23 protein-coding genes and 1 pseudogene are annotated in these 24,755 nt (G+C 44.6%); 20 read left to right on the plus strand and 4 right to left on the minus strand.

What is annotated here, in order from left to right; genetic code table 11:
• The first annotated feature begins 1 nt into the window (after position 1).
• The 3 genes from ACY2IG_RS06345 to ACY2IG_RS06355 all read left to right on the plus strand — a co-directional run bounded on the left by ACY2IG_RS06345 (position 2) and on the right by ACY2IG_RS06355 (position 2,233).
• Entirely contained in the window at positions 2-793 is a 792-nt protein-coding gene (locus ACY2IG_RS06345) for an AAC(3) family N-acetyltransferase (RefSeq protein ID WP_035408533.1), read from the plus strand.
• 57 nt (positions 794-850) lie between these two features.
• Positions 851-1,588 carry a Bax inhibitor-1/YccA family protein gene (locus ACY2IG_RS06350; RefSeq protein ID WP_290755621.1) on the plus strand — a complete coding sequence of 246 codons (738 nt, stop codon included), beginning with the start codon at positions 851-853 and terminating at the stop codon, positions 1,586-1,588.
• Positions 1,589-1,693: 105 nt separating this feature from the next.
• Entirely contained in the window at positions 1,694-2,233 is a 540-nt protein-coding gene (locus tag ACY2IG_RS06355) for a class I SAM-dependent methyltransferase (protein ID WP_329470590.1), read from the plus strand.
• Positions 2,234-2,285: 52 nt separating this feature from the next.
• Here ACY2IG_RS06355 and ACY2IG_RS06360 read toward each other — a convergent pair whose 3' ends face one another.
• Positions 2,286-2,591: a hypothetical protein gene (locus ACY2IG_RS06360; protein ID WP_329470592.1), complete on the minus strand. Its 306-nt coding sequence runs from the start codon at positions 2,589-2,591 to the stop codon at positions 2,286-2,288.
• 138 nt (positions 2,592-2,729) lie between these two features.
• Here ACY2IG_RS06360 and ACY2IG_RS06365 point away from each other — a divergent pair, with 138 nt between their 5' ends.
• The 6 genes from ACY2IG_RS06365 (at position 2,730) to ACY2IG_RS06390 (ending at position 7,442) form a co-directional block, all read left to right on the plus strand.
• Positions 2,730-3,455: a nuclease-related domain-containing protein gene (locus ACY2IG_RS06365; RefSeq protein ID WP_290782169.1), complete on the plus strand. Its 726-nt coding sequence runs from the start codon at positions 2,730-2,732 to the stop codon at positions 3,453-3,455.
• Between the two features lie 102 nt (positions 3,456-3,557).
• Positions 3,558-3,953, plus strand: coding sequence for a MarR family winged helix-turn-helix transcriptional regulator (locus ACY2IG_RS06370; protein ID WP_462618490.1), 396 nt, complete (start codon positions 3,558-3,560; stop codon positions 3,951-3,953).
• Positions 3,954-4,021: 68 nt separating this feature from the next.
• Positions 4,022-5,032: an ABC transporter permease gene (locus ACY2IG_RS06375; protein ID WP_462618491.1), complete on the plus strand. Its 1,011-nt coding sequence runs from the start codon at positions 4,022-4,024 to the stop codon at positions 5,030-5,032.
• A gap of 136 nt (positions 5,033-5,168) precedes the next feature.
• Positions 5,169-5,501, plus strand: coding sequence for a PadR family transcriptional regulator (locus ACY2IG_RS06380; protein ID WP_035408510.1), 333 nt, complete (start codon positions 5,169-5,171; stop codon positions 5,499-5,501).
• Entirely contained in the window at positions 5,491-6,018 is a 528-nt protein-coding gene (locus tag ACY2IG_RS06385; protein ID WP_462618492.1) for a DUF2812 domain-containing protein, read from the plus strand. Before ACY2IG_RS06380 ends, ACY2IG_RS06385 begins: the two co-directional genes overlap by 11 nt.
• A 290-nt stretch (positions 6,019-6,308) precedes the next feature.
• Complete coding sequence (locus tag ACY2IG_RS06390; RefSeq protein ID WP_462618493.1) at positions 6,309-7,442, plus strand: hypothetical protein; 1,134 nt, start codon at positions 6,309-6,311, stop codon at positions 7,440-7,442.
• A 76-nt stretch (positions 7,443-7,518) separates the two neighbouring features.
• Here the strand turns inward: ACY2IG_RS06390 and ACY2IG_RS06395 are convergent, their stop codons facing one another.
• A complete protein-coding gene (locus ACY2IG_RS06395; protein WP_375091524.1) occupies positions 7,519-8,157 on the minus strand; it encodes an SDR family oxidoreductase in 639 nt (212 codons plus the stop codon).
• Positions 8,158-8,421: 264 nt separating this feature from the next.
• Between ACY2IG_RS06395 and ACY2IG_RS06400 the strand changes: the two genes are divergently transcribed.
• The 11 genes and pseudogenes from ACY2IG_RS06400 to ACY2IG_RS06450 form a co-directional block, all read left to right on the plus strand.
• Positions 8,422-9,252: a transporter substrate-binding domain-containing protein gene (locus tag ACY2IG_RS06400; protein WP_375091525.1), complete on the plus strand. Its 831-nt coding sequence runs from the start codon at positions 8,422-8,424 to the stop codon at positions 9,250-9,252.
• A complete protein-coding gene (locus ACY2IG_RS06405) occupies positions 9,245-10,042 on the plus strand; it encodes a transporter substrate-binding domain-containing protein (RefSeq protein WP_058705140.1) in 798 nt (265 codons plus the stop codon). Before ACY2IG_RS06400 ends, ACY2IG_RS06405 begins: the two co-directional genes overlap by 8 nt.
• A gap of 103 nt (positions 10,043-10,145) precedes the next feature.
• Positions 10,146-10,424, plus strand: a complete 279-nt coding sequence (locus ACY2IG_RS06410) for a hypothetical protein (RefSeq protein ID WP_462618494.1) — start codon at positions 10,146-10,148, stop codon at positions 10,422-10,424.
• A 169-nt stretch (positions 10,425-10,593) separates the two neighbouring features.
• Positions 10,594-12,798 (plus strand): glycoside hydrolase family 3 N-terminal domain-containing protein, encoded by a 2,205-nt coding sequence (locus tag ACY2IG_RS06415; RefSeq protein ID WP_462618495.1) that lies wholly within the window; start codon positions 10,594-10,596, stop codon positions 12,796-12,798.
• Positions 12,758-15,964 carry a GH36-type glycosyl hydrolase domain-containing protein gene (locus ACY2IG_RS06420; protein WP_462618496.1) on the plus strand — a complete coding sequence of 1,069 codons (3,207 nt, stop codon included), beginning with the start codon at positions 12,758-12,760 and terminating at the stop codon, positions 15,962-15,964. Before ACY2IG_RS06415 ends, ACY2IG_RS06420 begins: the two co-directional genes overlap by 41 nt.
• 66 nt (positions 15,965-16,030) lie before the next feature.
• Entirely contained in the window at positions 16,031-17,557 is a 1,527-nt protein-coding gene (locus ACY2IG_RS06425) for an alpha-glucosidase (protein WP_462618497.1), read from the plus strand.
• Between the two features lie 18 nt (positions 17,558-17,575).
• A complete protein-coding gene (locus ACY2IG_RS06430; RefSeq protein WP_462618498.1) occupies positions 17,576-18,541 on the plus strand; it encodes a LacI family DNA-binding transcriptional regulator in 966 nt (321 codons plus the stop codon).
• A 149-nt stretch (positions 18,542-18,690) separates the two neighbouring features.
• A complete protein-coding gene (locus tag ACY2IG_RS06435) occupies positions 18,691-19,923 on the plus strand; it encodes a sugar ABC transporter substrate-binding protein (protein ID WP_462618499.1) in 1,233 nt (410 codons plus the stop codon).
• Between the two features lie 34 nt (positions 19,924-19,957).
• A complete protein-coding gene (locus tag ACY2IG_RS06440; protein ID WP_195865343.1) occupies positions 19,958-20,845 on the plus strand; it encodes a carbohydrate ABC transporter permease in 888 nt (295 codons plus the stop codon).
• An 18-nt stretch (positions 20,846-20,863) separates the two neighbouring features.
• On the plus strand, positions 20,864-21,757 hold the full coding sequence (locus ACY2IG_RS06445) for a carbohydrate ABC transporter permease (protein ID WP_462618500.1): 894 nt from the start codon (positions 20,864-20,866) through the stop codon (positions 21,755-21,757).
• A gap of 181 nt (positions 21,758-21,938) precedes the next feature.
• Positions 21,939-22,094: pseudogene (locus tag ACY2IG_RS06450) on the plus strand (ATP-binding cassette domain-containing protein); the annotation flags it as partial.
• Between the two features lie 191 nt (positions 22,095-22,285).
• Here the strand turns inward: ACY2IG_RS06450 and ACY2IG_RS06455 are convergent.
• Both ACY2IG_RS06455 and ACY2IG_RS06460 read right to left on the minus strand, forming a co-directional pair.
• Positions 22,286-23,653, minus strand: coding sequence for an amino acid permease (locus ACY2IG_RS06455; protein WP_290749534.1), 1,368 nt, complete (start codon positions 23,651-23,653; stop codon positions 22,286-22,288).
• A 165-nt stretch (positions 23,654-23,818) separates the two neighbouring features.
• The gene (locus tag ACY2IG_RS06460) at positions 23,819-24,703 is read right to left on the minus strand and encodes a hypothetical protein (protein WP_462618501.1); all 885 of its coding nucleotides are present in this window, start codon (positions 24,701-24,703) and stop codon (positions 23,819-23,821) included.
• Positions 24,704-24,755 lie beyond the last annotated feature (52 nt).

Here is a 24,755-nt window from a genome sequence, read left to right on the forward strand (position 1 = left end):
GATGGAAACACGAAACATGGTCACGAAATCACAAATCAAAGAGGCGTTACGCGAATTAGGTGTGACGCCCGGTATGAAACTGTTCGTCCATACGTCACTTAAACAAATCGGCTGGATTCCCGGTGGCGTACAAGCGTTGATCGAAGCCTTGCAGGAGGTCGTCACGACGGAAGGGTTAATCATGATGCCGGCGCAAAGTACCGATAATTCGGATCCGAAGAACTGGAGCCAACCGGCTGTACCGGAAGAATGGTGGGAAACGATCCGCCGGGAGATGCCGGCATATGACCCGGCAAAAACGGTCACACGCGGCATCGGTCGTGTACCGGAGGTCTTTCGAACGTATCCCGGCGTCGTTCGAAGCGATCATCCGATGTGGTCCGTGACGGCTTGGGGGAAAGATGCGGCGACATTCGTTGCCGATCATACACTAGAAAATGGCTTCGGTCCGGGTTCACCGATTGAACGCTTCATCGAGGCCGACGGTCAAATCCTGCATATCGGTTCGCCTTGGGATACGACGACCGTCTGGCATTATGCCGAATACGGACTGAATCGCCCGGACGTCGAGGACGGTTGTAAAGTCAGAGAAGGAACGACGGAACGGTTCATCCATTACCGACACCGTCAAGTCGATAGTGATGCATTTGGTCCGATCGGGGAAGCGCTCGAAGGGTCGGACTTCGTGACGTCCGGTTTGATTGGGCAAGCGAAATCACACCGCATCGATGCCAAAGCCTCGATCCCAGTCGTCATGTTGCAATTAAAAGCACTCGATCAATGGTTATTTTGAAACTTTTTCGGGAAGCTTTCGTAATACAAAGCAGAATCATAAAAAGGAGTGAATGCAATGGCTTCACGTTTTAAAGTTAACCCGGCATTGCGTCGTGGCTTCGATACGGCACGTGTTGGAGAACGACCGATGACGAAAAGCGGGACGATGAGTAAGATTTTCTTACTGCTCGCTCTCGTCACGGCAGCAGCAGGTGGAAGTTGGTTCTTCCTCGCAGAAAACCAAGGATTGTTGTTCCCAGCCTTGATTGGTGGACTGGTCATCGGTCTAATTCTTGCCTTGGTCATCACATTCAAACCGGCGACGGCACCGGTTCTTTCACCGGTCTATGCGATCGTTGAAGGGGTGGCAGTCGGAGCGTTATCGCTCATGTTCGAAAGCATGTATCCAGGAATCGTCGGGAAGGCAGTCGTTGCGACATTCGTCGTTGCATTTGCGATGTGGTTCGTCTACTCGACAGGCATGATAAAAGTGACGCAACGTTTCCGTTCTGCGGTAACAGCAGCGATTCTCTCGATCTTCGTCTTGTATGCAGTCAACTTGATTCTCTCGTTATTTGGTGTCGACCTCCCATTCATGACAGGTAGCTCACCGCTTGCGATTGGTATTCAGTTCGTCATCGTCATCGTGGCATCCCTGTCACTCGTGATGGACTTCGATTTTATCTCGCAACAAGTTCGTGCGGGTGCTCCGAAATCGATGGAGTGGGTTGCAGCATTCGGATTGATCGTGACGATCATCTGGCTCTATATCGAATTACTCGATCTCTTGTATCGCCTTGCAGCACGAGATTAACAGCAACAGACGACGGATTCTCCGTCGTCTGTTTTTTGTCGCAAGCAGGGACAAATGTGTGAAATGAGAATTAATAGAATGGTGAAATAAGAAGGAGGATCTCGTATGAAAGAACGTATCGTTATTGGAGCCGGACCGTACTACAACAATCCCGGCTGGTATCATACACAGGAAGATGAGTTGAATCTGCTCAATCGGTCCGATTGGGAACGGTTGTGTTCGAACGACACGTTGCAAGCAATTCTTGCCGAACACGTCTGGGAGCACTTGACGTTTGAAGAAGGGATTGACGCGGCACGTCATTGTTATACATATCTTGCGCCAGGGGGATACGTCCGTTGTGCAGTGCCGGACGGTAATTTTCGAGATGAGGCATACCAAGCAATCGTTCAAGTCGGTGGCCCCGGTCCTGCTGACCATCCGGCGGCGAGTCATAAAATCGTCTATACATATGAAACGTTACAGCAAGTATTTAAAGAAGCTGGATTTCAAGTGTGCCTTCTAGAATATTTCGATCAGAACGGATCGTTTCATCAAGCAGATTGGAACGGAGATGACGGCATCATTTTCCGCTCGAAACGATACGATCCCCGAAATGCAGAACAGATGAAATTTCCTTCGTTGATACTTGATGCACATAAATGAATACATAGTTGGAAAAGACCATCTGAACTTCACTGTCAGATGGTCTTTTTAATCATAATCCGTGCTCGCTTTTTAGTTGATCGACATACTGTTTCGCTTCAAGTAAGGAGAAACCGAGTGATTCCCGAACCCGTTTGACAGCTTCAACCGTCTTTCCTTCATGAAGCAACTGAACCAGTTCGACTTGTAACGCTGCTTCTTCTAGTGACACCTCATTCAGACCGAGGTGCTCTTCGATCCGTTGTAGCTTCTTCAGAATCGTTTGTTGACGGCGTTTCGCTTCGTCTGCTTTTTGAGATAAGGACATCCAGATGAAGAATAAGACGATTAGTGGTGCGAACGTGACGACAGAATCCATGGAGAACACCTTCCTTTGTTTTACCGTACCATAGGATAGTCACCATAACAAATAGTGGAAAATGAGGTGGAAATTGATTATGCTGATATAGTGGAAAATAAAGGTTAATATGGAAGGGAGATTAATCTAGTGGACAATGTGTTAGTGACATTTTTGCCATTCTTGATTCAAGTTGGACTGCTCATGGTGCTGTTCTTCTTCGGAACGTTCGGTTTGTTCTTCTTCGTCAAACGAAGTTCATATCACAATAGCCGGTATTACCGACTGACACGCGAGCCGTTTTTACGGATCGTTCGTGATAAAGGAAAATGGGGCGAGTACTTGACGACACGTCAACTCGATCAAGTGTCCGGATACGGCACGTATGTCTTTAATACATACTTACCACGTGCGCGTGGAGAAGGAACGACGGAAATCGATGTGACGTTCATTCATGAAAGTGGCATCTATGTACTCGAATCGAAAAACTACAGCGGGTGGATTTTCGGACGCGAGCAGGACCGTCAGTGGACGCAGCAGTTCCAGAATCGCTTCAAACAACGGTTTTATAATCCGATCAAACAAAATGAAGGGCATCTCAAAAGCATGCAACGCTTCTTAGAAGGAACGGATCCTGCGCTCTTTCACTCCTTGATCGTTTTCAGCGAACGCTGTGAACTGAAAAAAATCACGGTCGATTCAGCGCATGTCCGTGTCTTGAAACGAAACGTCTTACGTAAGACGATCGAGCAACTCGCGACAGAAAAGCCGTTGACACCGAGTCAAGTCGATACGATTGCAGGAAAACTCGGTGTTCATTCACAAGTCGATCGTGCCACCCAACAAGCGCATATCGATGGGATTCGTCAACGACAGGCAAAATGAGACCGTTGACGAGCTCATTCTCCTTCAGGTATAGTGAATAAATAATAAGTAGTGCAACTATATGGAGATGATGGGATGAAAGAATCGGAATGGTCGCTTGGAATGCAATTATCCCGTAGTTATTATGCGTTCAAACGTGCTGCTGCTAAACGGATGGAAGCGTTCGGTCTGACACCAGAGCAGTTTTCTGTCCTGAGCGAACTCGCTAAACAAGATGGTGTTTCGCAAAAGCAGCTGGCACTCGTGACAGAACGTGATCAAACGACGATCGGTAAGATTCTCGATAAGCTCGGTAAAAAAGAACTAATCGTTCGGACGCCGGACCCCCGGGACCGACGAGCGGTTCTGCTCTTGATGACACGAGAAGGACGCGACATCGTCGATCGCCTCGGGCCAGAGCTCGATCAGCTACAACTCGAAGCGTTCCGTGGACTATCGCGAGAGCAAATCGAGCAATTAAAAGTAACACTTGAGACCATTCACCGGAATGTGACGTGAATGGTTTTCCTTCGGACATATAGTTGCACGTGATATTATAAGTAATGCATGTAAAAGGAGATTGTAATATGAAAGCATGGAAAGATGTCTGGTCAATGACACAAACGAAAGTGGGGCTCGTCTTCGCAATCGTCGTACCGTTCTTGTTCCTCGTTGTCTGGATGACGGGTTACCAAGGAACGACAGAACGTCTTGATCAATTAAATGTTGGGGTCGTCGCAGAAGCGAATGATCCGTTCATCCAGTCGTTGCAACAAGCACCGTTCACGGTTCAGACGGTTGCAACAGAAACAAAAGGGTTGCAAGCACTTGATGCGAATGAAGTCGATCTCGTCTTACAAAAAGATGATGCAACGCATCAACTAACGGCACACGTCAGTCAGACGAATGCGGAATTCGCAAATGCAATCCTTGAGAGAGCAACGGAAACGATCAGCAAACAGTTGAATGGTGAGCCGACGTTCACGACGTCAATCGTTACGGAACATGCCGTCTCGGATTTTGCTTTATCAATGCTTCCGCTCGTTCTCGGTTTTGTCATTTACATCGCGATGATGACGATGGGGATACAATTCAATCTCGTCAGTACGATTTTAAAGAGTCGTCACACAAAATGGGATCTTTTCTGGAGTCGACAACTATTGCACGGCATCGTCTTACTTGTCGTACCATTGCTCCTCGTCTCGATGGCGCATCTACTGACAGACATCGATACACCATTCATCAAACTATGGGCGTTCGAGCTCCTCGTCGTTGCGACCTGTATCGCAGTCACACAGATGAACTTTGCCTTGTTTGGTCCGATTGCTCCACTCGTTAATGTCGCATTGATCCCGTTCCAGTTAATGACCGCAGGGAACATTGTTCCAGCGAAGATGCTGGCACCATTTTATCAATCGCTCGGAACGTTCCTGCCTGTTCCAAATGCCGTCTCTGGTTTCGGTCGATTATTATTCATGGATGGATCAGTCGGGACGCAAGTCCTTCATCTATCCTTACTTTTTGTTGGTAGTTTCTTGGTGACGTGTCTCATTACAGTCTGGAAAAGAGAGGGCGTTAGGCAGCAAGCCATGGCTTGAAAAATAAAAAGATAAGTAAGAATCGGACATGTTTGAGCCCAGCTCAGACATGTTTTTGTTGTCAAATGATACAAAATAGGATATTTTTAGTATATCGGTAGCCGATATAACGGATGGTGTAATAAGGGGTGTGAAAATGTCACGTGCGGATCAAGCGACAGCATTAACAGAAGCTGTCTATTATATTTTGCTTTCGCTCCAACAACCGCGCCATGGTTATGGAATCATGCAATTCGTACAAGAGTTGAGTAACGACCGTGTGAAGTTAGCAGCCGGTACCTTATATGGAGCACTCAGTAGCTTAGTGGATAAAGGATGGATTGAAGCCACTGATCAAGAAGCAGGTCGAAAGAAAGAGTACATCATGACGAATCAGGGACGAGATCGATTAATGCTAGAGCTGAATCGATTAAAAGAACTCGTACGACATGGCCAAGAAATGATGGGAGTGGAGCAAAGTGAGCAGTAAAACCGTCTATCGCTTTTATGCTGATTATGCAAAAGAAGAAGTGTGGTTAAATGAGATGGCAAACAAAGGCTGGTACTTACAGCAATTTCGATTCGGACGTTATGTATTCGTTGAAGGCGAACCTAGCATGTATACTTATCGAATCGAATTATTAGAAAACATGCCAAACCATCCGAAGTCGCAGGATTACTTTGAGTTTTTAGAAGAAATGGACATTGAAGTCGTCGATACATCATTCCGCTGGGTCTTCTTAAGAAAACGGACCTCGGATGAATCATTTCATTTGTACTCTGACTTTGAGTCACGGATCCATCACGAGCATCGGATTTTACAGCTCTATAAAGTCGTTCTTTTTGTTAATATCATTGCAGTACTTATTAACTTGTTTAATCCGATTACAGGTACGATGATTTGGTTCAATCTTGCAATCGTGACGGGTCTAACATTCGTGATGCAACGCCATGAACGTAAAATTCAAACGTTACGTGGACTGCGTACTATTGCAGAACAAGATTAAATTCATACAAGTCGATCTCTCAATCTCTCACGTTGCTAAAATGAACGTAAGGGATTTTTTTTTGACGTATTCAGAATTCAAAATGAAAGTTTTTAAAGTGGGTCAATCCGTCTAACAGTCTTGTAAGAATGACATCATGTGCTGATTTAACAGTGTATAACTAGAGAGAAGGCATTATACCAATCAAAGAGTCGGGAGTAATGAATAGAATGGATAAGCTTATCCGAAATAAGTGGATATATTTTAGTCTAGTATGTCTTGTATGTGGAAGTATTCTTTTAGCGACCTGGATGAAAGTGCAAAAGGATCGCGCAACCGCAAATATTCTACCGCGTTCTTCGATTACAGCGATCGATTTCAGTCCTCAACAAGATACCGTGATGTTAATTTACCCAGGACAGGTGCAAGGAAAAACGAATGATCCCGAACTTGCCTATAGTTCAATTGTTTCTATCAATATGAAAGGAAAGGTACTAAGTGAACGACAAATCCATGACCCTCGATTTACGAACCTGACGCTTGTACAAAAGCTGAGTACGCCGAATGTGTTGTTTGCTTCAGTACAAGGTTATCCAAATCATTTTTATACATTCGATTTTACGAAGCGACGGTTTGTTCAACATGATGTGACGTATTTCAAGCACGATCCCATGTTGGAATCGATCAAACACTTTGGAACGGATACATGGTTCAAAACGCTGAATTCATACAAAACCGGTTCACCACAGTCATCTCAAGGAACAGGATTTTCACATACCTTTTCTAATTTTGATACAAAAGAGAACTACGAGATGCCTGCGCGATTCGAACCAAGCAATTCGATGATGATTGAATTAGAGCATCATTTAGCTTATGCCAGTATTGGAAGCGACGATGAACAAGAAGAAAAAGCAGCGATGGTTTTCTTAGATAAACAGACTGAAAAACCGATCGTATACCGTAAGAAGGAAGAACCTTATGCATATTCAGCCCTTTATGGTAAGGACGATACGGCATACTTCGCTAGTACAGATGGTTGGATGATTCGGATCAATGAGGCAGGGGAACAAACCGAGCGATACTATCCGTTTCTTCAGAATACGAATTTTGATAGTACCGATCCGATTCGAATGATTGATGCAACACAAGGGATTCAAGTCGCTCAGCAATTTTCTCATGATAATCAAAATCGGGATCGCCACATCCTAGTCAAATGGTCGTTCGGTCAATCGTTCTCGGTCCAGAAAATCAAACCGCAATTTTGGAAAGCAGACAAATGGTACAAGTACTTATATATTCATCCCAAGACGAAAAAATCATACTTCATCGAATTTGACCCTAATCACTCGGATAAAGGAAAACTGCTCATAACGAATCAAAAGTATGAGTTGCTTCACGAGATTCCGGTGGAAGGACCGATGGGAATTGATTTTGTAATTGAATGAAAAGTAAAAGCGTCATGTAAAATCGCGGGCATCCAAAAAAGCTCACGTCTCAATTTCCGAGACGTGAGCTTTTGTATTAGAACAACTCATTGATCGGTGTGTCACCTTCGAGTAGTGTGACGACTTGTTTCGATGCTTTATCATGACCGATCGCAGCTAAAATGACACGGGCGACATCCTCGCGTGGAATTTTTTTAGTCGCTTGCTCGGACGGATCCGTCGTGACGTTTCCTGTTCCCGCTTCATCCGACAGTCCGCCCGGACGAAGAATCGTATAGTTGAGTGATGATTCCTTCAGGACACGATCCGCATAACGTTTCGCGATGTAATACGGCTTCATGCTGTCGGACCATGTTTCTGGCGAATCGGCATTCAAGGCACTGACCATGATGAACTGTTTCGCATGGATTGCTTCCGCTGCTTCAATCGATTTGACGGCACCGTCGAAATCAATCAGCATCGTTTTGTCCGCTCCTGTATGACCACCGGATCCTGCGGTAAAGACGATAACATCTGATCCTTGTAATGCTTCCGTGATTGTTGCGACGTCGGCTTCAAGATCAAGATGGACCGGGGTATGACCGAGTTTCTCAAAATCACTGAATTGGTCCTTGGAACGTAATCCTACTTTGACATCATGCTCCGAATCCTGCAGTAAACGAGCAGCGTGACGACCTACTTTACCATTTGCACCAATGATAAAAATCTGACTCATGTTCCATTCCTCCATTTCACGATTTGATGATTCTGTTTCAGTATGGAAAAGACGAGGGGATTCTGTAAAGAGAGACGACTTATGGAACTGTAACCGTCATCAAAACATCTTTTTAACGCTTTTATGCATAAAATCGTCAAATTATCTTGAAATCACGTGTAAGTGTGGTAGGATAATGACTATTACCCACACCGAAAATCGTTTAGGTTAAATTGTGGAAATATTCGGTGAATGGGCAACGACGAAACAGAAAGGAGAGATACGATGAGAAAGAAACCATGGCTATTAGCTGGACTTGTCCTGACAGGCGTTGCCGCTTGGATGATCTGGAATCAACAGACGAATGCCGAAGCACATGACATCTTCGAAGACCAAAAACTGGTTGTCGGAACGACGGGGGATTATAAACCCTTTACATACTGGAACGAGGAACGGAATCGTTATCAAGGCTTTGATATCGATGTCATCCAAGCGTTCGTAAAAGCAGCAAATCTTGATGTGACGTTCGTCAAGACGACATGGCCGACATTATCGGAGGATACGAAATCAGGCAAGTTTGATATCGCTGTCGGTGGCATCACGAAGAAAGTCGAGCGCGAGGTCGTCGGAGACTTTACATCGTCGTATTTCTCCTTTCAAAAAGCACCGCTCGTAAAGAAGAAAGATGTCGAACGCTTGAATTCGCTTGCTGCAATCAATGATCCAGCAGTCAAAATCGGCGTCAATCCGGGTGGCACGAACGAAGCGTTCGTGAAGAAGCATTTTCCGAAAGCAGATGTGACCGTCTTTGAGAACAACTTGGACATTCCGAAAGCCGTAAAAAGCGGACAAGTCGATGTCATGGTGACGGACGACATCGAGGCGTTGCATTACGCGACAGAACTCGATCTTGCGGTGCCGAAACTGACAGAGGCGTGGGAACCAGCTGAGATGGCGTATTTGATGAAACCGGATCAAAAACAGCTTGGAGATGTCTTCCGGGTCTGGATTGAAAGTGCGGAGGGACAAGAGCAGGTGCAACAACTGAAGAAAAAATGGAACATCGTCTCGACGCGTGAGACGGTCGGAGCGAAAGGAGCGGGAGCACATGAGTAAATGGGGATGGATCGTCGTCGGAGGTGGCGTCCTGTTTGCGAGCTTACTGACGCTATGGCAATCGGAGCAACCACGACGTGTACAAGCGAAGAACGTCTTTGCGACGAAAAAAATCGTCGTCGGAACGACCGGGGATTACAAACCATTCACCTACTTGAACCGGAAGACGAACGAGTACGAAGGGTTCGATATCGAAGTAATCCGTTCATTCGCGAAGACGACTGGTATCGACGTCGAATTCGTCCCGACGACATGGCCAACGCTATCTGCTGATCTTGCTAGCGGGAAATTCGATATGGTCGTCGGGGGCGTGACGAAGAACATCGAGCGCGAGATCATCGGCGACTTCACATCGAGTTATCTGTCGTTCCAAAAGACACCGCTCGTCCGTAAAGAAGATGCTAAACGTCTTGCTTCGATCGAACAAATCAATCGTCCAGACGTGACGATTGGTCTAAATCCAGGGGGAACGAATGAACAGTTTGTCCGTAAGACATTCACTAAGGCGAACATCGTCATGTATGAACAAAACCTTGATATCCCGCATGCGGTTGCGTCAGGTGAAGTCGATGTCATGATCACCGATACGGTCGAGGCGATTCATTATGAAGCGCTCGACAAACGACTCGCGGCACCAAGAATTCAAGAAAAATGGATTCCGGCGGAGAAGAGTTACCTCGTTCGAGAGTCGGAAGGAGACGTTGTTGATGTCTTCAATCTCTGGATGCAATCGCACGAAGGTCAAGAAGAGATGGAGCAATTAAAAGAAAAATGGCAAGTAGCGTCGTAAGTGGATCGTGTCTCCGTATAACAGGAGGCACGATTTTTTAGTGACAGGAATCTAATGGGAAAGGGCGAACAAGTAACATAGAAGCAAATCAGGAGGAATCGATATGTTGAAAAAGGGAACATCGAAACAATGGCTCATCATGACTGTTCTTCTAGGCTGTGTCACTTACGCATGGATCGTCATCGGAGAGTCATGGATTAATTCTACGTTGTTATTTGGAGGGGCGCTTATATTTACAAGTGGTGCAGTGCTCTCGTTTAGTCTCGCGTTGGCACGAGTCGTTCGATTAAAAGGAATCGGATTAACGATGATGTTGGTGTCAATCGGTACGACGCTTGTAGCGTCTGTTGGTGTCGTATATGGCATTTATATTTGGTCATAAAGAATCTAAACAAAGTAAGAACTCTTTTCTGAAAAGGAAGAGTTCTTACTTTTATTCATTTTATCGAAACGTTTCGAAAGAAAGGTTGAAGATTTTTATGAAAGCGCTTATAATTTTGATTAACAGGTGAAACGTTTCGATAAATTTAAGGAATAAGAGGTGCTGATAGATGAACGTTGAAGCTTTACTACAGCAAATGACGCTACAGGAAAAAATCGGACAGCTCGTTCAAATTCTTCCTTCTGTCTATGATCCACAGACATCTGATACTGTGACTGGACCAGTGGCTCAACTAATGGAGGAAAGTGGTCTGACAGAGGATAACCGTTATGAATTAGGATCTGTCATCGGAATTCATCAAGCAGAACAGGCATTTCGCATTCAGCAAAATTATTTAAAACATAATCGATTAGGAATTCCACTATTGTTCATGGCGGATATCGTTCATGGTCATCGAACGATTTATCCAGTTCCGTTGGCGCTTGCTTCTATGTGGGATAGTGACGAAGTGGAAATGATGGCACGTCAATCTGCTATCGAAGCAACAGCTTCGGGACTGCATGTTACTTTTTCGCCAATGGTGGATCTTGTACGTGATGCGCGCTGGGGGCGTGTCATGGAATCGACAGGTGAGGATGTTTGGCTCAATGGAGAATATGCGGCAGCCTTCGTACGTGGTTATCAATCAAAGGATTTAAAACAAGCTGATTCTTTAGCAGCTTGCGTCAAGCATTTTGCGGCTTACGGTGCCGCTGAAGGTGGTCGTGATTACAATACGGTTGATATGTCGGATCGTGAATTACGAGAGTTTTATTTACCGGCTTATCTACGGGCAATCGAAGCGGGTGCCCGACTCATCATGACAAGCTTCAACGTCGTTGATGGTGTTCCCGCAACAGCTAGTACGTATCTGTTACGCCAAATTCTTCGAAAAGAGTGGGAGTTTGACGGGGTCACGATTTCGGATTGGTCTTCTATTAAGGAATTAATCCAGCATGGTGTCGCGGGTTCTCTTGCTGAAGCTGGAGAAAAAGGAATCAAAGCGGGCGTCGATATCGATATGATGTCAGGTGCTTACTTAAATCATTTGGAACAACAGATCGATGATCAAGTCGTTTCGATGGACTTATTAGACGAAGCAGTACGCAGAATACTTATGTTAAAGCAAGATCTTGGGTTGTTTGAAGATCCTTATCGTGGCATTGATCCCGAACTTGAGAAAAGAGTCCACTTATCTGAAGGTCATCGGAATACGGCACGGCGTTTAGCTGAAAAAAGTTGTGTCTTACTGAAAAATGATCAAGTGCTGCCATTAGCAGACGATCAGCGGATCGCGTTGATTGGACCGTTTGCTGCTTCAACGGACGTACTTGGTCCATGGGCAGGCAACGGAAAACGTGAAGAAGCGGTTTCCATTCGAGAGGCGTTTGATGAAGCGAACATTGATTATGTTTTTGCAGAAGGATCAACGATTGATACGGAAATTGACTGGGATTGGGCGATGGAAGTAGCGGCGCAAGCAGATGTGATTCTTATAGCTTTAGGTGAAGCGTCTTGGATGAGTGGAGAAGCTGGAAGTCGAACGGATATCCGTTTGCCGAAAACACAACGCGATGGATTGGCAAGGCTTGCGACACTTGGAAAACCGATCGTGACCGTGCTATTCAACGGGCGACCACTCGATCTTAGAGATGTCGTTAATCATTCCGATGCAGTGCTTGAAGCATGGTATCCGGGAACAGAGTCAGGACGAGCGATTCACCGTTTACTGTATGGTCATGTGATTCCTTCTGGAAAACTAACGATTTCATTTCCGTATCATGTCGGTCAGTTGCCATTACGTTACGATGCCTTACCGACGGGTCGACCAATGACGATCGAAGGCGCTGATCCACGCTATACAAGCAAATACCTGGACGCTCCAAATGAAGCGTTATTTCCATTTGGTTTTGGATTAAGTTATAGCCATTTTAACTATACGCAGTTAAGGCTATATGAGCAGCCGGAGGGAACTGCATGGAAAGCATCCGTTATTGTTACGAACGAAGGCACATTAGATGCGGAAGAAATCGTTCAATGGTATGTGCAAGACCCGGTTGCTGATGTGTCACGTCCCTTACGTCAATTAAAAGGATATGAACGCGTTCTTGTGAAAGCCGGTTCCAGTCGAGAAGTGACATTCCGTATCGATGCTTCGATGTTGATGTATCAACATCCGGACGGTTCGGTTAAAGCGGATGCTGGTGAATTCATTCTCTATGTTGGTACGGATAGTACATGTGCATTACATGAAAAATTTTGGTTGAAACAGACTGTTGAAAAGGGGCAATTTGATGAACACATTAACGACCATTCCACATCTACGACACGATGAATTTAGTGTGACACTGACTGAAGGCGGCGACATTCGTCAAATCCGTTACCAAGGTATCATGATCAATCAATTGATTCATCATCCGTTTGATGAATCCTTGATGAATGTATATGTTCGTCATGGTTCCAGTGTGGCCTTACCGTTACTTGGTATCCATTCGCCTAGTAAACTAGCAATATCTGAGCGTACGATCAGCTGGAAAGGTGACTACGAAACATTCGGATACGAGGTCGTCGCAAGTCTTCACACGACTGGAATGCATTTTAAAGTCTCACTCATTGGGGAAGGAGAATTTGACGTAACCTATACACAGGATTTAGGACTGGCTGACGAAGCCGGTGTACGTACGAATGAGGCGTATATGGCACAGTACATTGACTACGTCGCGATCGAACATGGGATATTGGCTCGACAAAACCAGCGACAGTCGACAGGCTTTCCGAGCGTTGCGATTCTTTCGCATGATCGAATCGAAGAGTTTGCGACGGATGGATTCGATGTGTATGGTGCGTCATTTCGGCAAACGAATGTAGCAGAGGGATTAAATGCACACTTACCCTCTCGAATAAATCAGTATGAGTTCGCATTACCGACGATTCGAACAGCTGTCAAAGAATCAGCTGGAGAGCTATCTTTCCAATTTGAGCTACGGTTCATTCCTTCGATGGAAGAAGCACTTGATGAACAATCGATTGATCGATTTATACCTTTATATGAGCGTGGGGAGGAACGGAAGGGACATCACCGTACGGCTTTTTTACAAACACCAAAGACGATTGTCGGGAATACAGCGACGAAACAACAACTCGACGGTTTGTATCCGGAAAGGTTGCTTGAAGAATGGGAAGGAACACAGTTGTTGTCCTTCTTTACACCTAATGGTCATCATATTGTTTTAAAAGAAAAGGAACTTCTTGTTGAACGTAGTCATGCAAGCATCTTATTAAATGCGGGAAGTTTAGCGCCAACAGAAAAGAAATTGGCGACAACAGTCCATATGAATGGTGTCTTCAATTCGCACATCGTATATGGGAATACGAATTACAACAAGTGGATGTCGAACGTCAGAAATCCTTTGAACATCCCTAAAACATCTGGGCAACGCATATACATCGAGCAAAAGGAAGCCTATCAATTATTAGCGTTACCTTCGATTTTTGAAATGGGATGGAACGAAGTAATCTGGTACTACTTCTTAGATGACGAGACGATTGAAGTCCGTACGTCAATTGGTGCTGAGCGACCTGTGCTTGAGACGACGGTTAAGACGCGATATCCGCGTGCGATGAAAATCAGTCAGCAAGTGACGATGCACACACAAGAATATGATGTGCCGTTTCAAATGGAACGGGTAGGAGCACGCCTTCATTTTACGGCAACAAAAGAATCATTGAGTAAACGCATTCTACCTGATTTGACATACACGCTTGAAATAGATCAGCCTTTTTCAACGGGCTCCACATCTGAATGGTTAACTCAGCCAATCGTAGATGATTTGGTATGGTTATCTGTCGGAGCAACCGATCATCTTGTCATGAGAATGGGTGCAGGAATGCAGTGTGAATTCAATGCTGACGAAGAACGGAAGTCCTTCAATCAATGGAAGTCTGCTTATCGAAAAAACCTCAAATTTGAAGACGTCTGGCAGGATGCGAATGCTCTACAGTTTCAAGTAGACTGGTACATCCAAAACATGCGGATCCATTACCAATCACCGCACGGCTTAGAGCAATACGGTGGTGCTGCATGGGGAACACGCGACGTATCGCAAGGTCCGATGGAATTTTTACTGGCGTTCGGTCATTTTGAAGAAGCTCGCGCATTACTGCTTCAGATTTTTTCACATCAATTCGAGGCAGGACATTGGCCACAATGGTTCATGTTTGATGAATATGCTGGTATCCAGCAGGAGGATAGCCATGGTGATGTGATCGTCTGGCCACTGAAGGCATGCGCGGATTATCTTCAGCGAACACACGATTGGGCATGTCTCGATGAACTACTTCCATATCGAACAGAGACCGGTCAGGAAACACTAAAACAATCGCTCATGCATCATGTGGAACGAGCGTGTGCACGGATCGAAAAGGATTTCGTACCGAACAGTGTCTTTTCCGCATACGGCGGAGGAGATTGGGACGATACGTTACAACCAGCAGATGATGCGTTAAAGAAAAAGTTAATCAGTACTTGGACGGTAGCGTTGACATTCCAAACATTCCGTACGTTAGCAAACGAGTTACCACAATCGTCATTAAGCATACGATTAGCGGAACTAGCTACTACCATCGAACAGTCCTTCCAGTCAGACATGATTCTGGACGGGGTCATCCCTGGATTTTTACGAGTCGAAGAAGATGGATATCATCCGATGATTCATCCCTCAGATGATGGACTACCAATGAAATATCGATTGCTACCGTTGACCCGTAGTATCATCGGAGAACTCGTTACACCAGAACAAGCTATGCAAAACTTAAAGATCATTGAAGAACATTTAAAGTTCCCGGATGGTGTACGTTTGATGGATCGCCCAGCACAATATCGTGGTGGTGTGAGTCGTCATTTCATGCGGGCAGAACAAGCAGCTAATGTCGGTCGTGAAATTGGACTGCAATACGTGCATGCCCATATTCGTTACATTGAGGCACTGGCGAAAATCGGAGCTGATGAAAAAAACATAACGGAAGCATTTGACGTCATTAACCCTGTGGATCTAAAAGTGCCGAAAGCAGTCCGCCGTCAGAGAAATGCGTATTTCAGTAGCTCGGATGCTGCGTTTACGACGCGTTACGAAGCGCAAGAACGTTGGAACGAATTAAAAGAAGGTAAGATTCCGGTTAAAGGGGGATGGCGAATTTACTCGAGTGGACCAGGTATTTGGCTGAATCAATTAATGACGAATGTCTTAGGGATTCGAGAGCGTTCAGACGGGCTACTTCTTGATCCAGTCATAACCGGAACTATCCAGATGGACCTATTCGATATCCCTTGTCGTATTCGAATCACACGGGGGGGACAACGACGCATTTTATGGAATGGAGAACTGCTTAATCTTTCAAATCAATCCAATCGTTATCGTCAAGGTGGTTATCTATTACAACGTGAGGCGTTAAAAACGATCCTTCCAAGTGGAAACGAACTGCAAATCGAGCTTCCGCTCTAAAGTAGGACAGGATGACTTCATGGAAGTCGTCCTGTCCTTTAGCATATGAGAAATGGAGTGAACGACATGATAAAAAGTCATCGGCATCAAGTAGTCTATCATCTGTATCCGAAAAGTTTTCAAGATACGAATGGAGATGGAGTCGGAGATCTGAATGGTATTCGGAAACGATTGGATTATCTGCAGAGGCTAGGGGTGGACATGATTTGGTTATGCCCAGTGTACACGTCACCTGGTTATGATCACGGGTATGACGTAGCGGATTATACTTCAATTGATCCTCTATACGGATCTATGGACGAGATGGAAGCCTTGATTGACGAAGCGAGTCGGCATGATATCACGATCATGATGGATATAGTCGCGAATCATACCTCATCCTGCCATGAATGGTTCATCGCATCCGAACATGATCCGGACGGTCCATACGGCGATACATATATTTGGCATGACGAACCGACAGAAGTGGAATCTTTTTTTGGAGGTTCTGCTTGGACGTATTCGAGTATACGTCAGCAGTACTATTTCCACTCTTTTGCGAAGGAACAACCGGATCTTAATTGGGAACAGCCGATAGTGGCAAAAGAATTTGCACGCATTCTATCGTTTTGGATTGAAAAAGGAGTTCGTGGATTCCGATTTGATGTCATCGATTTAATCGCAAAACAATTTCATCCGCATCGCTGGCTGAATTTTGAACGTGTACAGGAGGGATTACGAGAGATGTTGGCATCCGTTGATCGTTCAAATCTTCTTTTAGTCGGCGAAGCAGGTGGTCTATCTCCATCCGAAATTCGTCAGCTTCAAGAAGAGGGATTACTTGATGTGGTGTTTAACTTTGAGACGTGCGCTCTAGACGAGGTGGCGGGTAAAAATAAATGGCACCTCCAATCGTTTGATCCAGCGGAATTAAAAAAGACGATTAAAAAATGGCAAGATGAGATGGAAGAAGACGGCTGGAACAGCTTGTTTTGGAACAATCATGATCAGCCTCGCGTTCTCTCTAGATGGTACGACGATGATATAAGAGCAGCAAAAATGCTAGCATTGCTCCAGTTGACATTACGAGGAACTCCTTTCATTTATCAAGGAGATGAGATCGGGATGACGAACGGAAACATTCAGCAATCTGATTACCAGGATATCGAAACTCTCCGTTATTTACAGCAAGGTGGAGCGATACAGTCCGTTCAGCTGAAGGGTCGTGATCATGCACGTCTTCCGATGATGTGGACGAAAGAAGGTGGATTCTCGACAGGAACAGCTTGGTTACAGGCATTGACCGATGTTGATCGTAACGTCCACGATCAACAACTGGATGACGATAGTCTCCTGCAGGTGTATCGACGTTTACTTTCGATACGCAAGGCAGAGCCTGCCTTATTGGATGGAGAAATGAGGTGGCAGGAGACGCCATCGACGATGATCGCATTTGATCGAATTTATGGCGAACAGTCCCTTCGTATTTTAATTAATTTGTCGAATCACTCAATTCGACATCGAATAAAGATGGGCAAGACATTAATAGGTGTAGGGGACTACAGTGAAGAGGAACTCGGTCCTTACGCGGCGGTCCTATGCTATACTTTTTGAAGAAGGAAGTGAAGTGAAATGACAGGAATTAAGGATATTGCAAAGGCAGCAGGCGTCTCGATTTCGACCGTTTCCTACGCATTGAACGGGAGTACGAAAGTGACGGAAAAAACACGTCAACGTATCATGAAAATCGCGGAAGAGTTGAATTACATCCCGAATGCTGCTGCTAGAACGCTGAAGACTCGTAAGACGCATATCATCGGTGCCTTTCTAGGAGATTATTCAGGATCGTTTTACGGCGAATTATTAAAAGGAATTAATCATGAGTTGTCAGAAACGGGATATGAGTTGATCGTCTGTAATGGACCGGAATCCCATCGCCTCATGACAGAACGAATCGTCGATGGCGGGATAATTTTAGGTCATCGTTTCACCCAAGAACAAATTCTTGGATTTGCTGATCGGGGACATCCACTGACGATTCTTGATCGAAACATGGATCATCCGAATATTAGTTGTGTGCTACTTGATAATGAGATGGGTATGCGACAAGCGATGCGAACGATAACCGCTACAAAACCACACTGTATTCATCTCGTCGATGGACCAGAAGAAAACCATGATGCTTTCGAACGTCGCGCTGTCGTTCTAGAACAGGCCGGCTTAGCGGGTATTGCGGTTCGTAGATGGGAAGGTGGATTTACGAAACGTTCTGGTATCCGTGCTGCAAGTGAAATCCTTGAAGAGTTGAAAGATGGGGATGCTATCGTTTGTTTAAATGATGATATGGCTCTCGGCGTATACGATGTCTTACAAAATACATCATTTCGGATTGGTCTCGATATATCACTGACGGGATTCGATAAGCTCGAGGTTATGAACTATACACAACCGAAAATCGCAAGCGTCAGTTATTCTAAGTTGGATTGGGGCAAGACCGCTGCTCGCGCGTTACTTCAATTGATTGATAAACGAGAGCGAACGAATGCGAAGATTGACTCAAAGTTTATCGTCGCAGGATCCGTCCTCCAAAAGAAATAAAAAAATAGGTTGTAAGCGCATACATGTATGCTTATAATGTTTATAGAAACGTTTAACCTGTTGCTTTAAGGAAAAACCTTTGTATAAACATTATTTTTTTAGAAAACAATCGAAACGTTTCGATTAATACGAGATGGAGGAATGGAACCATGAAAAAACTCGGACTGGCACTTGCGGTCAGCGCATTATCGGTATCAACATTAGCAGCTTGTTCATCAGGATCCGGAGAAGATGACAAGACATTAACGGTATGGGCAATGGGTGAAGAAGGAAAGGCATTACCGAAGCTCGTGAAAGAATATGAGAAAGCGAACAAAGGTGTCAAAGTAAAGGTTCAAGCGATACCGTGGGATACGGCACATGATAAATTGTTAACGGCAGTTGCTTCGAAGAACGGACCAGATGTCGTTCAGATGGGAACATCTTGGATGCCGGAATTCGTTGAAGCTGGTGCTCTTTCAGACATGAAAAAATATGTGGAGAAATACCCTTCTCTTGCAAAAGATAATTTTTATGAGGGATCATATGAAACAGTCGAATTAAAAGATGGCGTTTATGGTGCACCTTGGTATACAGATACACGAGTCCTTTATTACCGAAAAGATGCATTAGCCGATGTGGGATATAAAAAAGCGCCAGAGACATGGAAAGAACTTGAGGATGCTTCGGCTAAGCTTGCCAAACGCCCAGGTGAGAATATGTACGGGATTACATTGGATACAAACGACCAGATGTTGAACTTCATGTTCGCACGTCAAAATGGATCTGACCTGTTGACGAAAGATAACAAACCGTTATTTAATCAGCCGGAATTCATTGAAAGTGCTGAATATTTAACGAGTTATTTCAAACAAAAGTATGCTCCGATTGATTTAGGAATGGATATCGTACAAGCATTTGGTGCAAAGGATCCGAATGTTCCAATGTTCATTAGTGGACCATGGATGATCAATCTGATTAATGAACAGATGCCGGGTATTGAATCACAATGGGGGACTGCAGTCCTTCCAAAAAAAGAAAATAATATTTCATTCCTAGGTGGAGCGAACCTGAGTATCTTTGAAAGTAGTTCTAAAAAAGATCAAGCAGCGAAATTCATCGCGTATATGAGTGAACCAGAAACACAAACAGCATGGATGGAGATGACGAAGTCGCTCCCTTCAACAAAAGAAGCATGGAAAAACGATACACTTCAAAATGACAAGAAACTGAAGACGTTTGGTGAACAAATGCAAGCTGCTCAACCAATGCCTCTCATCTCATCGTGGGAGAAGGTATCACAAACCTACTTACAGAGTTTCGAGAAAATGTACCGTGGAGATGCAGCGGTCGATAAAGAAGTGGAAGTGTTCCAAAAGAAAGCAGAAACCATTTTAAAATAATCGAAGCGAAAGCTTCAAGGAAGGAGTCCTCTGAATGAGACGGTTGCTCAACCATCAGGCGCCTTATCTGTTCATTGCACCGACCATCATTTTACTGTTTCTGTTTTCGATTACGCCGCTTTTCGTCGCCGTAGTAATGAGTTTTACGAACATGGATTTAGCGGGAATCGCGAACTATGCAAACATCGAATGGATCGGTATCTCTAATTATCTTGAAATTTTTAAAGATGAGGTTTTCTTAAAGGCATTAACGAACACGGTCTTTTATGTCATCTTGGGTGTGCCGCTTGTCATTACACTTTCACTCTCCATTGCCATTGCGATTAACTTTGGTCGAGGAAAAGTATTTGAATGGTTTCGTGTCGTCTTTTACATGCCGTCGATTACGAACGTCGTTGCAGTCGCCGTCGTTTGGGGATTCTTATTCAATCCCCAATATGGGCTCTTTAACTTTATCTTGAATGCAATTCATTTGCCGGATGTTCCGTGGTTACAAGATCCACTTGTTGCAAAATTATCCTTGATCCTATTAGCCTTATGGCGAGCTGTTGGAATCAACATGATCATCTTCCTTGCGGCATTACAAGGGATACCACGAACGTACTATGAAGCAGCTGCACTGGACGGTGCGAGTACATTTCAGCAAATGTTTAAAATCACGATACCGCTCTTGCGATATGCCATCTTCTTCGTCACGGTGACGACATTGATTGGATGGATTCAATTTTTCGAGGAACCGTTCATAATGACAGAAGGTGGACCGTTGAACTCAACGACATCATTGGCACTGTTCATCTATCAAAATGGCTTCCAACTGAGCAACTTCGGATATGCTGCTGCAGGGTCCGTTGTCTTATTCGTTTTAATCATTACGGTCACATTAATCCAATTCCGCGTTCAAAAAAATGATAATCCTTACTAAAGGAAGGAGGACGAGGCGATGATTCCGAAAGAAAAACCTGTAGTTGTAACAGGCAAGGAAGCTCGATTTTCGCCAATCGTACGTCCGGAGAAAAGACGAAAAAAGTCTACTTTTCAATGGGGTCTTGCAACGGTATTGACGTTACTAGGTCTTTGTTTTCTCTTACCGTTTTTTTGGATGGTTCTTTCTTCAGTAAAAACGGATGCAGAAATTTTAGCACTTCCGCTAACGATTTGGCCAAAAGAGCTAACTTTTGAGCATTACGTTAATTTATTCGTGAACCTAAACTTTTTGACCTATTTGAAAAATACACTTTTGATTGTATTAGCATCGTTTTTCGGTCTACTCTTAACGGCGATGGCTGGTTATGGATTTGCCAAATTTCGTTTTAAAGGGAGTAAGTTATTATTCATTGGAGTACTCGCTACAATGATGATCCCGGGTCAAGTAACAATGATTCCAGTCTATTTAATGCTTAATCAAATGGGGTTAACGAATACCATGACAGGAATCGTTTTACCTGGATTAGTTGGTGCGTTCGGCGTGTTCCTATTTCGCCAATTCATGACGACGATTCCAGATGAGCTGCTAGAGGCATCTCGACTAGATGGAGCAAGTGAATGGCGTATTTTCTTCTCAATCGTTCTTCCGATGTCAAAACCCATTCTGGCGGTACAGGGAATTTTAACATTCATTGGAGCATGGAATAGTTTCTTATGGCCACTCATCATCGCGAATGACGAATCATTGTACACTCTATCTGTTGGCTTAGCGTTACTGCAGGGGCAACATGGTGGGAATTACGGATTGCAAATGGCTGGAGCTACATTCATGGTCATCCCGATTATCATCATCTTCATGATTTTCCAAAAGTACATCATCGAAGGATACAATATTTCAGGTATGAAATAGGTATATGTTTTAATCTCGCGTTCTCTTTTGAGAGCGCGTTTTTATATGCAAAAATCGCTGAATAGTTCGTGTAGAATGGTTGTACGTTACGCCATCTGTATAAAAGTTTTTTTGATTCGAGAACAGAAAAAACGGGAAAATCTTGGACATGACTTGGAATTCAGGGAAAGAAGGAATGAAGATGATTCATGTCGAGAACTTGACGAAGACGTACGATGGAAAGGATGTCGTCAAAGGGATTTCGTTTGACGTGCAAGCAGGGGAAATCTTCGCCTTTCTTGGACCGAACGGTGCCGGGAAATCGACGACTGTTCAGATGCTGACGACACTGATTAAACTGAGAACACCGATTAGGACGAGCAGGAAACGATTGAATCCGTTCATATTTCATCTCTCCTTTCTGTCGTTAAATTGTTTTTAGACGTTCGGGAAATCACGATTATCATGAATAATATGTGACTTCAAAATAAAAATACAGTGAATGAAAAAAACTCCTCTCATTGTGTCATGAGAGGAGTAGCAACAGTTTTATTTTTCGATTTTCGGTACTTTTACGATGTAGTAGATCGTACTTAAAATCAAAAAGGCGATTCCGATTAAGATTGAGACGCGTGTCTCGTCATTGAACAGCATGCCGACGAGTACTGTGATCAGCGCGACGATCGATAAATAGTTCGTCACCGGCGCACCTGGCATCTTGAACGGATGCGAGGCTGTCCGTTCACTTTCGAGTTTTCGGTAACGGATATGACTGATTAATATCGCGAACCACGGCACCATCCCTGGTAGTACCGAAGCGCTGTAGACATAAACGAAGATGTTCGTATCCTTTCCGAGAACGTGCGGGAGAATGATATCGAGAATGACACCAAAGAAAATCCCGATTGAAATGGCTAGAACTGTATAGAGCGGAATCCCACGTTTATTGACCTTTAAGAAGAAAGACGGCATTTGCCCTTTTTCCGCTAATGCATAGATCATCCGACTGGCGCTGAAGATTCCTGAGTTACAACCGGATAAAGCGGCCGTGATGACGACGAAGTTAATGATGCCGGCAGCAATCGTCACACCGACCTTGGCGAATGTCGCAACGAACGGACTTCCAAGATCGGATAATTCGTTCCACGGATACACCGTGACGATAATGAAAATCGCTCCAACGTAGAAAATCAGAATCCGCCAGACGACACCATTGATCGCCTTCGTGATGTTTTTCTCTGGATCTTTTGTTTCCCCAGCCGTGACTCCGATCAACTCGACACCGATGTAAGAGGCGAAAACAATCGAGAGGGCAAAGAAGAACCCGGTGAAACCGTTTGTGAAGAATCCACCGTTTGTCCAAAGATTCGAAAGACCGACTGGATTTCCTCCATTCCCTAGTCCAAAGAAAATAATGCCGAATCCAGCGACGATCATCAGAAGAATCGTCAGTATCTTGATCGAAGCAAACCAAAACTCGAGTTCACCGAACATCTTGACGGAAGCAAGGTTTGCGAGCGTCAAGAGAATGATGACGACGATCCCTGGAATCCATGTTGGTAGTTCAGGCCACCAGAAGCGTAAGTACGTTCCAACGGCGATGACTTCACTCATTCCGACGACGACCCAGTTGAAGATGTTGCTGCTTGCTGTTAAAAAACCAGCAGCTGGATGGATATAATCGTTTGCGAACTTTGCGTATGATCCACTGTGCGGATGGGTGTAGACCATCTCGCCGAGTGCCCGCATGATGAAAAAGATAAAAACTCCGGCTAGCATGTACGCAAGTAAGACTGATGGTCCTGTCCAAGCAATCGTACTTGATGCCCCGAGGAAGAGACCAACACCAATCGTTCCTCCGAGCGCAATCATTTGTACCTGTCGTGCTGTTAAATCTCGTTTCAAATTCGAACTCATCGTTTCCCCCAAAAAAATCTGTGACGTCATAATGTTCAGACAACTTGTCGTAAGAACTATAAAGCTGAGTATACTATCCTCGGATAGGGCTCGGCTAGTCTTTTTGAAAATTTGAAATAGAGTTTTCAATAATCAGATATTCATGAAACAAATATGTAACAGCTTTCATTCGCTCATTAGTAGAGTGTCGAGTTGTTGACCTAGTCTACCAAAATACAGATGCTCAGCAGTTGCTAAGACGATCAAATCATCACGCATTGTAAGGTCACCTGACAGAGAATTTCCTTGTTCGGTCATGAAACGAATCGAACGAATGCTCTTAAAACGTGTTCCATTTCGTTCAAGTAATTGTACGTCATCAGAGTATGCAGCAAGTAGATGGTCATTGTACCGAGCGAACTGAGAAAAGGCGATCGTAGGAGCCTCACAAACGAGATCGTCCTCTTGATTAATACGGACGAAACGATAATCGGAGTAGTAGAAGAACCAGACTTCTGTTGATGAACAGACATTCAGAGCATAACAATCATCAATCGGATATTGCCGATTCTTATACTGCACTTCACCTGTATCGTCAAAAGCGACCAGACCGAAAGCGCCATTTGAACTCGTGACGGCATCGGCATAGACACCTTCATCAAAATAACTGACCCAAATCCAACCTTGTTCGTCGATTTGCATATTTTGAATCCCGTCGTCTAAACAAAAGCTATTCAGTAACTGACCTTGAGGATCGTAGATAAAGGCGTTTGGCAACCATGTGCCGTCGATATCATCATCACAACGAGTAGCGACGAGTAACAGCCGTCCGTCTGGAAAACGATCAACGAGGGAAAAGTCGATGTCGTTTCTTTCGACGATCGTCGTCTTTCGCCAGTCATCCTTCAGTTGATGAATGGAGAGGATCTGTGTTTCACGAAATTCATCGATCGATTCTTCAACGATTAAAATATGTCCGTCGACAGTGATGCCAGTCGCGACCGGGCTTCCAGAACGATAGGATGCGGTCAAACGACGTAGCGGGAAATGGGCGAGCGGGTATGTGAGCATGGCAGGACCTCCTGTGTGTTGTAAAAAGCAGTCCGTCGACAGACAGACTGCT

The sequence above is a fragment of the Exiguobacterium sp. EF_C8 genome, assembly GCF_054956715.1.

Bases quoted from the DNA above. Each gene is read 5' to 3' on its own strand.
- ACY2IG_RS06345 (WP_035408533.1), top strand. From the start codon at position 2: ATGGAAACACGAAACATGGTCACGAAATCACAAATCAAAGAGGCGTTA.
- ACY2IG_RS06350 (WP_290755621.1), top strand. From the start codon at position 851: ATGGCTTCACGTTTTAAAGTTAACCCGGCATTGCGTCGTGGCTTCGAT.
- ACY2IG_RS06355 (WP_329470590.1), top strand. From the start codon at position 1,694: ATGAAAGAACGTATCGTTATTGGAGCCGGACCGTACTACAACAATCCC.
- ACY2IG_RS06360 (WP_329470592.1), bottom strand. From the start codon at position 2,591: ATGGATTCTGTCGTCACGTTCGCACCACTAATCGTCTTATTCTTCATC.
- ACY2IG_RS06370 (WP_462618490.1), top strand. From the start codon at position 3,558: ATGCAATTATCCCGTAGTTATTATGCGTTCAAACGTGCTGCTGCTAAA.
- ACY2IG_RS06375 (WP_462618491.1), top strand. From the start codon at position 4,022: ATGAAAGCATGGAAAGATGTCTGGTCAATGACACAAACGAAAGTGGGG.
- ACY2IG_RS06380 (WP_035408510.1), top strand. From the start codon at position 5,169: ATGTCACGTGCGGATCAAGCGACAGCATTAACAGAAGCTGTCTATTAT.
- ACY2IG_RS06390 (WP_462618493.1), top strand. From the start codon at position 6,309: ATGAAAGTGCAAAAGGATCGCGCAACCGCAAATATTCTACCGCGTTCT.
- ACY2IG_RS06395 (WP_375091524.1), bottom strand. From the start codon at position 8,157: ATGAGTCAGATTTTTATCATTGGTGCAAATGGTAAAGTAGGTCGTCAC.
- ACY2IG_RS06400 (WP_375091525.1), top strand. From the start codon at position 8,422: ATGAGAAAGAAACCATGGCTATTAGCTGGACTTGTCCTGACAGGCGTT.
- ACY2IG_RS06405 (WP_058705140.1), top strand. From the start codon at position 9,245: ATGAGTAAATGGGGATGGATCGTCGTCGGAGGTGGCGTCCTGTTTGCG.
- ACY2IG_RS06410 (WP_462618494.1), top strand. From the start codon at position 10,146: ATGTTGAAAAAGGGAACATCGAAACAATGGCTCATCATGACTGTTCTT.
- ACY2IG_RS06415 (WP_462618495.1), top strand. From the start codon at position 10,594: ATGAACGTTGAAGCTTTACTACAGCAAATGACGCTACAGGAAAAAATC.
- ACY2IG_RS06420 (WP_462618496.1), top strand. From the start codon at position 12,758: ATGAACACATTAACGACCATTCCACATCTACGACACGATGAATTTAGT.
- ACY2IG_RS06425 (WP_462618497.1), top strand. From the start codon at position 16,031: ATGATAAAAAGTCATCGGCATCAAGTAGTCTATCATCTGTATCCGAAA.
- ACY2IG_RS06430 (WP_462618498.1), top strand. From the start codon at position 17,576: ATGACAGGAATTAAGGATATTGCAAAGGCAGCAGGCGTCTCGATTTCG.
- ACY2IG_RS06435 (WP_462618499.1), top strand. From the start codon at position 18,691: ATGAAAAAACTCGGACTGGCACTTGCGGTCAGCGCATTATCGGTATCA.
- ACY2IG_RS06440 (WP_195865343.1), top strand. From the start codon at position 19,958: ATGAGACGGTTGCTCAACCATCAGGCGCCTTATCTGTTCATTGCACCG.
- ACY2IG_RS06445 (WP_462618500.1), top strand. From the start codon at position 20,864: ATGATTCCGAAAGAAAAACCTGTAGTTGTAACAGGCAAGGAAGCTCGA.
- ACY2IG_RS06455 (WP_290749534.1), bottom strand. From the start codon at position 23,653: ATGAGTTCGAATTTGAAACGAGATTTAACAGCACGACAGGTACAAATG.
- ACY2IG_RS06460 (WP_462618501.1), bottom strand. From the start codon at position 24,703: ATGCTCACATACCCGCTCGCCCATTTCCCGCTACGTCGTTTGACCGCA.